8 protein-coding genes and 1 pseudogene are annotated in these 12,229 nt (G+C 64.5%); 3 read left to right on the forward strand and 6 right to left on the reverse strand.

What is annotated here, in order from left to right:
* Positions 1-1,320, forward strand: a complete 1,320-nt coding sequence (locus APH35_RS03400; RefSeq protein ID WP_012271994.1) for a flavin-containing monooxygenase — start codon at positions 1-3, stop codon at positions 1,318-1,320.
* Entirely contained in the window at positions 1,320-1,736 is a 417-nt protein-coding gene (locus APH35_RS03405) for a RidA family protein (protein WP_012271993.1), read from the forward strand. Before APH35_RS03400 ends, APH35_RS03405 begins: the two co-directional genes overlap by 1 nt.
* Here APH35_RS03405 and APH35_RS03410 read toward each other — a convergent pair.
* The 4 genes from APH35_RS03410 to APH35_RS03425 are packed head-to-tail and all read right to left on the reverse strand — an operon-like array spanning position 1,727 to position 5,510.
* Complete coding sequence (locus APH35_RS03410; protein ID WP_060514208.1) at positions 1,727-2,557, reverse strand: sugar phosphate isomerase/epimerase family protein; 831 nt, start codon at positions 2,555-2,557, stop codon at positions 1,727-1,729. The genes APH35_RS03405 and APH35_RS03410 overlap by 10 nt on opposite strands.
* Positions 2,554-3,294: an SDR family NAD(P)-dependent oxidoreductase gene (locus APH35_RS03415; protein ID WP_060514209.1), complete on the reverse strand. Its 741-nt coding sequence runs from the start codon at positions 3,292-3,294 to the stop codon at positions 2,554-2,556. Before APH35_RS03415 ends, APH35_RS03410 begins: the two co-directional genes overlap by 4 nt.
* Positions 3,291-4,640: an MFS transporter gene (locus tag APH35_RS03420; protein WP_060514210.1), complete on the reverse strand. Its 1,350-nt coding sequence runs from the start codon at positions 4,638-4,640 to the stop codon at positions 3,291-3,293. Before APH35_RS03420 ends, APH35_RS03415 begins: the two co-directional genes overlap by 4 nt.
* A 42-nt stretch (positions 4,641-4,682) precedes the next feature.
* Positions 4,683-5,510 (reverse strand): amidohydrolase family protein, encoded by an 828-nt coding sequence (locus tag APH35_RS03425; RefSeq protein ID WP_012271989.1) that lies wholly within the window; start codon positions 5,508-5,510, stop codon positions 4,683-4,685.
* Between the two features lie 148 nt (positions 5,511-5,658).
* Here APH35_RS03425 and APH35_RS03430 point away from each other — a divergent pair, with 148 nt between their 5' ends.
* A complete protein-coding gene (locus APH35_RS03430) occupies positions 5,659-6,597 on the forward strand; it encodes a LysR family transcriptional regulator (protein WP_060514211.1) in 939 nt (312 codons plus the stop codon).
* Here the strand turns inward: APH35_RS03430 and APH35_RS03435 are convergent.
* Together APH35_RS03435 and APH35_RS03440 are read right to left on the reverse strand one after the other, a co-directional pair.
* Positions 6,589-7,126, reverse strand: a pseudogene (locus tag APH35_RS03435) (FCD domain-containing protein). The gene APH35_RS03430 and the pseudogene APH35_RS03435 overlap by 9 nt on opposite strands.
* Positions 7,127-7,198: 72 nt before the next feature.
* Positions 7,199-12,025, reverse strand: a complete 4,827-nt coding sequence (locus tag APH35_RS03440) for a dermonecrotic toxin domain-containing protein (RefSeq protein ID WP_060514212.1) — start codon at positions 12,023-12,025, stop codon at positions 7,199-7,201.
* Between the last annotated feature and the right edge of the window lie 204 nt (positions 12,026-12,229).

Here is a 12,229-nt window from a genome sequence, read left to right on the forward strand (position 1 = left end):
ATGACACTGAACAACCTCGAAATCGACACCCTCGTCGTCGGCGCCGGCCAGGCCGGCGTGGCCATGAGCGAACACCTGAGCAAGCTTGGCGTGCCGCACCTGGTGCTGGAGCGCAACCGTATCGCCGAAGCATGGCGCACTGGCCGCTGGGACTCGCTGGTCGCCAACGGCCCGGTCTGGCACGACCGCTTCCCGGGGCTGGAATTCAACCTCGACGCCGACGCCTTCGCAGGCAAGGACCAGGTGGCCGACTACTTCGAGCAGTACGTACGCAAGTACAACCTGCCGGTACGCACCGGCATTGAAGTAAAGCGCGTAGTTCGTAACAGCGACCGCCCCGGCTTCACCATCGAAACCAATGAAGGCGTGATTCGCGCCAACCGAGTGGTCGCCGCCACCGGCCCGTTCCAGAAGCCGGTGATCCCGGCCATTGCGCCTAAAGACAGCAACCTGCATCAGATCCACTCCGCCGCCTACTTCAACCCAGAGCAACTGCCCGAGGGCGCGGTATTGGTGGTTGGTGCCGGTTCCTCCGGCGTGCAGATTGCCGAAGAGCTGATGCGCGCCGGGCGCCAGGTGTACCTGTCGGTCGGCGCCCACGACCGCCCGCCGCGTGCCTACCGCAACCGCGACTTCTGCTGGTGGCTGGGCGTGCTGGGTGAGTGGGACGCAGAAATCGCCAAGCCCGGACGCGAGCACGTGACGATCGCCGTCAGCGGTGCCCGTGGCGGCCACACCGTGGACTTCCGCGCCCTCGCCCACCAGGGTATGACCCTGGTCGGCCTGACCCAGTCGTTCGAGAACGGCGTGGCGCACTTCCAGGACAACCTGGTCGAGAACATCAACCGCGGCGATGAAAACTACCTGGCCCTGCTGGATGCCGCCGATGCCTACATCGAATGCAACGGCCTGGACCTGCCGGAAGAACCCGAAGCCCGCACACGCCTGGCCGACCCGGCCTGCATGAGCAACCCGCTGCAGCAATTGGACCTGGCCAAGGCCGGCGTCAGCAGCATCATCTGGGCTACCGGTTACGGCGTGGACTTCAGCTGGCTGCAGGTGGACACCTTCGATGCCAACGGCAAGCCCCAGCACCAACGCGGCGTGGCCCGCGAACCCGGCGTGTACTTCCTGGGCCTGCCGTGGTTGTCCCGCCGTGGCTCGTCGTTCATCTGGGGCGTGTGGCACGACGCCAAGCACGTCGCTGGCCACATCGCCACGCAACGCACCTACCTGGCCTACCGCGACCGCGAACAGCGCGAAGCGGATGAGCAGCAAACCAACATGATCAGCAACGTCAGCACCCTCGGAGCCCACTGATGCCTACCCATACTCGCATCCGCATGTTCAACACCAAGGAAACCTACCCCAACCAGACCCTGGACAACGACCTGTGCCAGGCCGTGCGGGCCGGCAACACCATTTATGTGCGAGGCCAGGTAGGTACCGACTTCGAAGGCAAACTGGTGGGCCTGGGTAACCCGCAGGCGCAAACCGAACAAGCGATGAAGAACGTCAAGCAACTGCTTGAAGAAGCTGGCTCGGACCTGTCGCACATCGTCAAGACCACCACTTACATCACCGACCCGCGCTTCCGCGAGCCGGTGTACAAGGAAGTGGGCAAGTGGCTGAAGGGCGTATTCCCGATCTCCACCGGCTTGGTGGTCGCCGGGTTGGCCCAGGCCGAGTGGCTGATGGAAATCGACGTGATCGCCGTGGTGCCCGATCAGGAATGACCGGCGGCCTGCAGGGTGGACGGGAACCGCCGCCTGCCCTGCAACCACGCCTGGGTTACTCGTGCCGCCGCTTGTAACCGCTGTTCTGCGGGCACGCCAGCGGATGGCACCTCTACACTGACGCACAGCTGCGCCGGTAACGCCGCCACCAACGCGGCCAGCGGCAGTTGCCCTTGCCCCGGCAGCATACGGCCCTCACGCGCTTCCGCGATGATCAGCTCCTCTACGGGCGCCAGCAACGGCGCATCACACAGCTGCACCGCACGCAGCAGACGCGGATCGACCCCGGCGAGGTCGGCCACCTGACCACCGGAGCGGAACAGGTGCAAGGCATCGACCAGTACGCCGCCGTTGTCCTGCCCCGCCCCTGTCACAACCGTGCATGCCTGTTGCAGGGTTGCCACTGGCCGCCAGCGCATGAACTCCAGGTCCACACGCAGGCCATGACCACGCGCCAGTTCACACAGCGCCGCGAAATTGCCGGTCAGCCGCGCTACATCGTCGTCGTCCCCGGACACCGTCAGGCTCAGCGCCCCCAGCTCGGCACCTGCGGCCAACAGCGGTTGGTAATCGGCAACCTGTGCCTGTGCCGTCAACGAAACAAACTCGATATCGGTAACACGCACACCTTCACCTGCCATCACCGCCCGCAGTTCGCGCAGCGCCTGGCTACCCGGCGCAACCGGGTACGCCTGTGCACCCGGGATCACCGGGTGCAGGCGCAGCCCAACCGCGCTAAAGCCCGCGCGCCGCGCCTCACGTACCAGCCTGGCCGGCGCCAGTTCCAGGGCGGTGAGGTGCGCCACGCCCAGGCCATTCAATAGGTCGCCCTCCCGCCGCTGAGGTCGAAGACGAAGCCGGTGGTAAAGCTGCACTCCGGCCCGGCAATCCAGCTGACCATATTGGCGATCTCCTCGGCCTTGAGGAACCGCCCCATGGGGATCTTGGCCTTGCTCGCGGCAATGTGCTCGGCCGTCATCTCGGCCATCAGCGGGGTCTCGACCATGGCCGGTGCCACGCAGTTGAGCAGCACGCCGTCCTGCGCCAGCTCCTTGGCCGCTGCCTTGGTAAAGGCGATGACCCCAGCCTTGGCTGCCGAATAGGCCGAGATGTACTGCACGCCATCCTTGCCGGCCATGGAGGCGATATTGACGATGCGCCCGTAGCCGTTGTCACGCATATGCGGGATGGCGGTACGGCAGCAATAGAACACGCCGTTCAGGTCAATGGCGATGACCTTGTCCCAGGCCTCTGGCGGGTACTCCCACGACGACACCACAGGGCCATTGATGCCAGCGTTGTTGACCAGAATCTGCACCTGCCCTATACGCTTCAGCGTCTCGGCGAAGGCTGTCTCTACCGAGGCCAGCGACGATACATCCACCGCCTGGCGCAGCACGGGCTCAAAGCCGTTTTCCGCGTTGCTCCAACCCTCCACGGCGAGGTCCCAGATCACAACCTGAGCGCCGGCGGCATGCAGGCGCTGGGCAATCGCCAGGCCGATGCCACGCATCCCTCCGGTGACGATTGCGGTCTGGCCTTGCAGGTACTGGCTCATTGTTTTGCTCCATTTTCGACTGAAGGAATCTCCGGCAAGCGACGCAGGTCGCTGACCATGAACAGGTAGCACAGCGCACCGAGTACGGTGATCGACGACACGAATGCCAAGGCCCAGACGAACGAGCCTGTCAGCGAGACGATGATGCCGATGGTCAACGGCGTGACGATGCCTGCTGCGTTGGCGAACAGGTTGAACAAGCCGCCGCTGAGGCCCAGCAGGCCTTTGGGGGCGATATCGGACACGATCATCCAGGCCAGCGCCGACATGCCCTGGGCAAAGTAGGCGATGCACAGGATGGCAATCACCAGCGCGTCGGACTCGACGTAGTTGGCCAGCACGATCACCGACGCGGTAAGCAACCCGGCGATTACCGGCAGCTTGCGCGCCACGTTCAGCGAGTAGCCGCGGCGCAGCAACGCGTCAGACAGCCAACCGCCGACCAGCGTGCCCAGCGAGGCGGCAATGAATGGCAGCACCGCTACCCAGCCGACCTTGAGCCAGGGCATGTGCCGCTCGGTCACCAGGTAGGTGGGGAACCAGGTGAGGAAGAACACGTTGGTCGAATTGCAGGCGAACTGGCCCAGGCAGATGCCCAGCATGTTGCGGTGCTTGAGCAACGCCGGAATCTGCGACCAGCGGAACGACGTGGCTTTCTGCCCACCATCTATCACCCCACCGCCAGCGGCGATGTAGTCCAGCTCGGCCTGGTTGGCCGTGGTCGACTGGTGTGGCTCGTGGTATTTGCGCCACCACACCAGGCCATAGAGGATGCCCATCAGGCCGACCGCCAGCAGCAGGAAACGCCAGCCGTAAGCGTGCAGCACCCAGAACAGCAGCGGGGTCAGAAACGCCAGCCCGGTGTATTCGGCAAAGGTGTAGATACCGGTCGCCCTGGCCCGCTCGCTCTGCGGGAACCAGGTGGCCACCACCCGGCTGTTGGTGGGAAAGCATGGTGCTTCAGTCATCCCCACCAGAAAGCGCATGCCCAGCAACGACAGGAAGCCCTGCGCCAGCCCTTGCAGCCCGGTGAACAGCGACCACAAGGTCAGTGCCAGCCAGTAAGTGAGCTTGGTGCCCAGCCGGTCGATGAGGATGCCGCCCGGAATCTGCGCAGCGGCGTAGGTCCAGGAAAAGGCGGAAAAGATCACCCCCATCATCGCTGCGTTCAGGCCCAAGTCAGCACTGATACTGGGCGCGGCAATACCCATCACGCTGCGATCGAGGTAGTTGATCATGGTACCGCCGGAAATCAGCGCCAGGATCATGAAACGGGTGCGGGTGCGTTGCTGGACGCGCGCAGGGGTGTCGAACACCCCGAGGCTGACGTTCTGTTCAGTGGTCATGACGGTTGCTCTCTTGTTATTGGAATGGCAATCAACGGGGCGTTAGGCAAACCCGAACAATCGACGCGGGGTGTCCCACATCACCGCACGGCGCTGCCGGGCATCCGGCATCAGGCGCTCGGCCAGTTTCAGCAGCGGCCCGTAGTCCACCCGCGAACGCTGGCGAATGAACGGCCAATCCGAACCCCACACACAGGCTTCGGCGCCAAAGGCTTCGAGCAGGGCCTGGACGTAGGCACCGCTTTGCTCCAGCAAGGCATCGGCTGCGGCGAACTTCTGCATACCGGACAACTTCACGCAGGCGCGGCCACTGTCGGCCAACCGCAGCAGCGCCTGGAAGCCGGCTTGCTGCACACCCGCCGCAACATCCGGTCGGCCGCAATGGTCGATCAGCAGGCGTGCATGGGCGCCTTGCAGCAGGCCATGCAGGTCAAGCAACTGGTCCTCACATACCTGCACCTGCGCAAACAGGCCAAGCTCGGCGAGTTTGCCGAACAGCCCGTCAGCGTCCTTCAAGCTGGTTACCCCGTACAGCGCGGGGTTGAAGGCGATACCCACTACACCTTGCGACTGCAAGGCCGCCAGCGCATCGAGGCTGATATCCGCTTCGACCACTGCCACGCCCTTGAAGCGCCCCTGCCCGGTGGCCAAGGCATGCAGCAGGCAGCGGTTGTCGGTGTGGTAGCCGCTGTTGGGGCCAACCAGCAAGGCATGTTGCACCCCATAGGCATCCATCACCCGACTGAACTGCGCCTGGGTGGCGACCTCCTGCCCGGAAGGTGCATAGGGTGCGTCGGGGTGGTAAGGAAAACGCGCGGGGTCAAACAAATGGTTATGGCAATCGATCTTCGCTTCGTCAAAAATGGTCACGCAGCACTCCCGTCAAGCGCCACTGCGCTTGCCTGCAGATCTTGTTATTGTTCGCCGCAAGGGCGATCAGGCTGGGGTTTACGATACTGCGCGGCCGAGTTTGACGCTCATACCCAGATGGCGAAGACCATAACCGAAGGTAATACACATGCTGCTTGGCAACGAAGGCGCAGACGCAAACCCGATGGTATTCAAACTGCGGCACATGGAAGTGTTCCGGGCGGTGATGCTGACCGGCTCGATCAGCGCGGCGGCCAAGCTGCTTTACGTGTCGCAGCCGGCCGTGAGCAAGCTGATCCAGTACATCGAAGGGCGCCTGGCCTATCCGCTGTTCGAGCGCATCAACAACCGCCTGGTGCCCACGGCCGAAGCGCAGGTGCTGTTTCGTGAAGTCGAGCGGGTGTACCAGGCCGCGTTGGAGGTCAATGAATGCGCCCTGGCACTGGGCGCCGGTGGCCAGCGCAAGCTGCGCATTTCGTGCAGCGCGTCGTTGTCGACGGTGGTCATCCCCATCGCCCTGGCCCAGCTAAAGCGCGAGTCACCGTCGCTGAACATCGAGTGGCAAACCTCGCTGATGGGCGAAATGCCCAACCAGATACTGTCGAAAAAGGTCGACCTGTCGATTGCCGCCCTGCCCGTGGTGCACGACCACCTGCATTCGCAGGCGTTCATGCGTGGGCGCATGGTGGTGGTGATGCCGCCCGACCACCCGCTGGCTGGGCAACCCACGCTGAGCTTGCAACAGTTGGAAGGCCATGCCTTGCTGCTGTTCCGGCCCGACATGCCGTTTGGCAAGCTGCTCGCCGAGCACATCGAGCGCAGCGCAGTGCAGCTGAAATCACTGTTGTCGTTTACCAATGCCAACGAGGCTGTGGCGCTGGTCAAACAAGGCATGGGCATCAGCGTGATCGACGAGTTCGTTGCGCAGGACAGCGGGCTGGCGGTGGTGCCATTGGCCGATGAAATTCACTTCGATATCAGCTTTGTCTATTCACGGTTCGAGCCGCCGTCTCATGCAGCGGTGCATTTGATGCAGGTGTTGCAGGGCCAGGCGCAGAGGCTTGGGAGAGCGGTGGCATCAAGCTGATGCAGATGGGTGCGACCTCTTGTGGAGGCTGGCCTTGCTGGCGACGGGGCGCGTAGCGCCGCTGTCACCGCTCTCCACCGCATCGATGATCGCCGCGTGCTCCTGCCAGGCGCAATGCTCGCAGCTGGGCGACTCATATCGGACGATGATCAGCGACGTCATCGGCACAAGCCCGTTGAGAAAACGCGCCAGGGGTACGTTGGCGGCCAGGTGCGCCAGCCTCATGTGGAATTCGCCACCCAGGCGGATCGCCGTGCAGCGTTCGCCCTGCTCATGGTGCTGGCGTTCGCGTTCGACCAGCTGGAGGATCTGTGCCGGGCGCGCGCTGGGTGACCAGGCCGATCAGCGTGGTCTCGGCCAGGCGCCGGGCGCTGAGCACCTGGCGCGCCTGCTCGGGCAAGGCGCTGCCCGGTCGCAGGCGCTGTTCGAGAATGGCATCGAACAGCCGAGGGTAGATCTGCTCCGCCGACAGGCGGGTTTCGCCGGCACCCAGCAGGGCAGAGAGCGTGGAGCATGTGCGGGTGCTGATGCCGCTGGGCGGCGACCTGGCGCAGGGTTACGGGCTATCGTCACCCGGCGCAATGGCTGGCCGCCTGCCGACTCATTCGCGGTGGGCCTGGACCATGGTTTCGGTCAGCTCGCGCAGCAGTTCGGCTTCATCTTCCTTGCGACAACGCAGCAGCAGGTCCGCGGCTCTCTGGTAGAGGGTGTTCTCGTTGGGATAGCGACCGCTGGCCAGGTTGACGCGTTGCAGCACGCCGTTCATGCGCCAGGCAAGCCCATCCACATCGCCCACCTCACGCTGCAGTGCGTCGATGTAGAGCGCTGGCACTGCGGGGCCGGTATAGGCACCCGCTTCGGCCGACGGGTCAGTGAGCGTGTCGAAATATTCGGAGGCGCCCATCCAGCGTTCGGCCAGCCTTTCGAAGGCCAGTGGCCGTAAACGGCGCAGCCAGGCTCGCCAGAAGGGTTGGTCCACTGCCCAGTGTTCGAGGGCGGAGGCACTCGTGCCCTCGATCACGGCATCACCCAGGCGTTGCAGGGTCGGCTCATCGAGGTGCGCCAGTTGCGGGAAACGCATGGCCTGCGGTTGCGGCGGCAGGTTCAGCCTCTGTCGTAGCTGGATACGCGCATGCAGGGCCATCTCCAGTTCGTCGGGGTGATCGCTGACCAGTTCCTGATCGCTGATGCCATCGTCGGGGTGCAGGGCTGGAGCGGGGTTGTCCCTCGGGTGATGGTCATCGGCCCGCAAGGCCCTGCGTCTGGCCAGGCGAGCCTGATAGAGGGCGCCGACGCGTTCGTCGAGCAGGCGCTGGCGCAGCAGCGCGCGGGCACTGTCCACGGCAACCTGTTCGTCGGCTTCGGCAGCCGCGGCATGGGCGACCGTCTGCCACACCGTCACTTGCGTCTCGACTTGCTGGAACAGCACGATGGCCTGGTCCACGCACTCCTGTGTGGCGTCCTCGAGCAGGTCGTTGATCTGCTGCTGCACCTGCGCCCGGCCCCAGCCGGTATCGGCTTCGCCTTCTTGCGTGCTGGACAGCATTTCGACCACGTGTTGCATGCGCTGGCGCATCTGGGCTGGGGCGTCCAGGAAGTCCTGTGTATCGGGCAGCCGTTCGAGTAGGTTGTAGAGCGGCTGCCACTGTGGATCGTCAGCCGTTTCGGCAATGTGCAAACGCAACGACTCAGGCCAGTCGGCGGCCCAAGGGTTGGCCTGTGCAAGGGCTGGGAGGGTGGTGAAGCCGGCCTGTTCGAGATTGGCCAGGGCCGCTTCGTCGAAAGGATTGCCGTTGAAGGAATAGGCAATGCCTTCGAGGTGATCGCGTACCGCGCGGGCAAAGGCTGTCTGGCTCAGGTCGGGGGTAACGGCGAGCTCGTTGGCGCTCAGGTCCAGCTGGCGCAGCACCAGAGGCTCCTGGTTCATGAGGGCCTCAAGCCCCGCCGGCCATTGGCTGATGTTGGTCAGTTCCAGGTCCAGTCGCTGCAGGCGTGTCCAGCCGCTCAAGTCGGGGGCCAGGGCCAGCGGGTTTTCGTACAGCGACAGCATCTCCAGACGGTTGAGCCCGGCCAGTGCGGTACGTGCGGCCTCATCCAGCACGATCGCGTTCTGAGCCAGGCTCAACCCGATCAAGGCCGGCCAGCGTTGCAGGGCCTGAAAGTGTTCGGCGGTCATGATCAGGTCGTTGAGGTCGGCCTGGAACCAGGCCAGCGACGGCAGGGCGCTGAGGCGCTCGAGCGTAGTCACCGAGAGGGTGTGAATGCCATCGGTGAGGTTGAGGCGTTGCAAGTGGGGCATACGTTCGAGCAGCGCGAGGCTTTCCTCCCCGTCCAGGTCAATGTTGTTTTCCGAGATATCCAGTGCCTGCAGTTCGTGCATCTCGGCCAATGCCTGGGGCAGGCGGCTGAGGCTGTTTTCCGCCGGGTCAAGCAGGCGCAGGCCGGGAAAGGCTTCGAGAAACGCGTTCAGGCCGGGCATGTCTGGGGTGTTGAGACCGTTGAGGTTGAGCAGGCGAACGTGAGGCAGGCCTATGGGCAAAGCGGGTACGCTGGTCAGGCCATGCCCCTCCAGCACCAGGTTGATATCGTCGATGTTGTCGTGCGGCCCTTCTGCGCTTTCCCGGCGCCACGCACTGCGAATGCGTTGCGCGAAGGTTTCGCGCAATCCATGTTGCTGTTCCTGCGCACCGGGCAGGAGGCCCTCGGGGGCGTGTACCCAGCGTTGCAGTACGCTGTCGAGTCGGCGGTAGTCCACCAGCAGTCGCGACAGCATGCGACCGAACGCGCCGGCAGACGGGCCGGCCTGGTGGCGCAGGCGCTGGCGCAGCATCTCCCGGTCGCCTTGCGGTGTGGCCGGGAACAGTTGATCGAACAGCTCGTCTTCAGTCCAGTAAGCGCGTCCTCGGCCACTGAGGCGATAGCCGATACGACGATCACCGGGTAGGCGGGTGGGCAGTCGGTACATCGGTCGAACCGGTGTCATGCCTAGGTCCAGAGCGGCTTGCCGACGGTCACGGGCGGCCAGTTCGAACAGGTTGTCGCGCAGCTTGCCCTGCTCATGGATCAGCAGCCCGAGTGCGTCACGTTCGCTGTCGGGCAACGCCTGCAGCATCGCGCGGTATACATCGCTGCGCCCCGCCAGCTCGTTGCCGAACGCGTCATGGGGGGTATATCCATCGGCGTTGCGCACCAGGGTCTTGGTGGGCAGCCCTTGCTCGCCTGTGCTGGCGAGCAGCCGCCCCCTGAGGTTCGAGTCGCGCAGTTCGAGGCGCAGCTTGCCGCGCCATCCAGGCAGACGGCGTAACGCGGCGAATGCCAGGGCATCGCGGTCGGTGGTGGCGCCGTTGCCATGGTGGAAGCGGGCAAGGGCCTTGCCGATGCGGCTTTCACGCAGGTACAGCCGTGCGGTCTCGGCCAGCCGCAAGGGCAAGCGCCCCGATTGCTGTAGCCGGGCGATGTCGCTGGCCGACGCCTGGGCGAGGATCTCCGAGCGGCTTGCCTGGGTGAGCGATGGGAAGTCGCGAGCCAGGATGGCGGTCAACGGCTGTTCGTTGGCCGGGACGCCGATCGGATGTGCGCCGAGAGCTTCGAGGCTTTCGAGCAGCAACGCGGGGGTTGGTCTGTGATCCAGCAACACTCGGCGCAGCGCTGCGGCATCGTAGCCGCTGCATTGCAACGCTTTGCCGAGGGTTTGCGCATCCAGGCCTTGGGCAGCGGGGCCCAGGTGTTCGAGCAGGGTGTCGGCCTGCCAGTCCAAGGGGCGATCGTGTTCGAACAGCCATGTGCCCTGGCCGTTGCCGAGCAGTGTAGGCTGGTGCCGCTGTCCCCGGACCGATGGCAGGCGAGCGGTGCCGTCTGTGACCTGTTCGAGCGGCAGCGCCTGCCCGTCGCGCTCGAACCATGGCTTGCCCTCCCACAGGTACAGGCCTCGGCCATCACGGGCCTGGCCGAGTGGCCAGGGCCGGGGGCGGGAAAAGGGTGTCAGCTCACCGGACCACAGTCGCTGTTCACCGTCGGTGCCTACTGGTTGCCAGCTGTGCAAGATGCCCTGAGGTTCGATGAAGCGTCCCGCGGCGCCTAGGGCGGCGAACTGTGCAAGGCTTGCCAGCACGTCGAACAGGTGACCGATCGCGGCATCGGCATCGCCTTCGTTGGCGGCGTGCACGCCGTCGAGGAATTCGTCGACCACCTGCGCACCGCCGATGACCAGCATCACCTCGCCCAGACCGGGCACGAAGAATCCCGCCAGGTTGAGCACGGTCAGGCCGACGCCCAGCCAGCTCTGGATGCGGGCCAACTGGGCATCGGCATCACGTTGGGCGACTGGAACGGCCAGGATGGCGGCATCCTGCATGCGTCGCTCGACCTCGATGCGCGCGTACTCGACGAAGCCATTCCTAGGCCACGGCGTGAAGGTGATGTCCAGCCTCGCGTTCTTGTCGAGGGTTTCCTGCCAGAGGTCGGTAGTGGCAGGAAACACGCGTTTGAGCCAGCTGAAGCGTTCGCCTTTCTCCAGCACGGGAGCAGATGGATGCAGCTCGGCATATGGGTAGCGCGGGTACAGGATCTGACGCAGCCGTGCGCTGAAAAGAGGTTGCTCGGCAAGACAGACAAAGCGAGTGAAGTACTCGCGCTCCTCTTGCTGCCACAGCATCTGGGTGAGCGCCGTGCTCGCGGCCTGCGCTGAGGGGTACTGGCGCAGTGGCTGACCAGGATGACCTGGCAGATACAGCAGGCATCGCTCGACAGCATCGCGCGGTGCGAGGCGGACCAGCATAGGGCCATGCAAGGGGATGCCGAACAGGCTGAGGAAGCCGCATTGCAACTGACTGCGTGCTGATTCGGCTAGACCGGCGAATATCGTTTCACCCATCAGTGCACCCTCGGCATCCAGATGCCCTTGCAGCGTAGCCTGGGTCAGCTCGGCAGCGAAGGTGGCCCGGGCGTACTGGCGCACCAGGTCGCGAAAACCGTCGGTATCTATATGGTCGCCCAGGTGATAGCGATAGCGCTGACCGAGGTCGAGATTGCGTACGCCGCTGACGAAGGTGGCCGCTTGTTCGCCCGAGCGCTTTTCAAGGCGGGTGGCCGAGTCGTACAGGGTGACGCGAGCGCCGGCATCGAAGTTCTGCAAGGCTGCCTCGAGCCAGCTATGGCCGTTGCCATCACTCCACACCCGAGCTTGGTCGACCTTGGGCAGCACCTGATCCGGGAACCAGCGCTGCAGGGCTTGCTCCAGCAGCGGGCGGCAGAAGGTCTCGATGCTTTGCACCGGCGCCAGCGCCTCGCGCAGGCGGCGCATCGCGGCATGGCTCTGCCTGACGCGCTGCTTGAGCAACTGGCGCTCGGCCGTGGACGCCTGCGCGAACCAGGAAGGCATGCGCGTGTGAATGAAGGACAAATGCGGGGACAAGGGGGGCTGGGTCATCGTCGTTGCTCCATTTTCGGGGAGTACAGAGGCTAATGACCCAGGGCCCTGTGGTCGGGCTACATAATTGATGCCCAGCCGGTGGCCGTGTGTTTCACACCTGTGATGCCGTGCTTTTCACCGAGGCCAACTCCGGATGGGCCACCAGCTTGAGGACTTTGGCTGGCCCACGCTTGTGATTCGAGATCAGAGTGGCATTCAGCT

Origin of the sequence: Pseudomonas sp. NBRC 111132 (genome assembly GCF_001320565.1) — a bacterium.
Taxonomy (GTDB): domain Bacteria; phylum Pseudomonadota; class Gammaproteobacteria; order Pseudomonadales; family Pseudomonadaceae; genus Aquipseudomonas; species Aquipseudomonas putida_P.

What these genes read in the sequence shown, in the direction of transcription:
- APH35_RS03400 (WP_012271994.1), top strand. Translation starts at nt 1, where the DNA reads ATGACACTGAACAACCTCGAAATCGACACCCTCGTCGTCGGCGCCGGC.
- APH35_RS03405 (WP_012271993.1), top strand. Translation starts at nt 1,320, where the DNA reads ATGCCTACCCATACTCGCATCCGCATGTTCAACACCAAGGAAACCTAC.
- APH35_RS03415 (WP_060514209.1), bottom strand. Translation starts at nt 3,294, where the DNA reads ATGAGCCAGTACCTGCAAGGCCAGACCGCAATCGTCACCGGAGGGATG.
- APH35_RS03420 (WP_060514210.1), bottom strand. Translation starts at nt 4,640, where the DNA reads ATGACCACTGAACAGAACGTCAGCCTCGGGGTGTTCGACACCCCTGCG.
- APH35_RS03430 (WP_060514211.1), top strand. Translation starts at nt 5,659, where the DNA reads ATGCTGCTTGGCAACGAAGGCGCAGACGCAAACCCGATGGTATTCAAA.
- APH35_RS03440 (WP_060514212.1), bottom strand. Translation starts at nt 12,025, where the DNA reads ATGACCCAGCCCCCCTTGTCCCCGCATTTGTCCTTCATTCACACGCGC.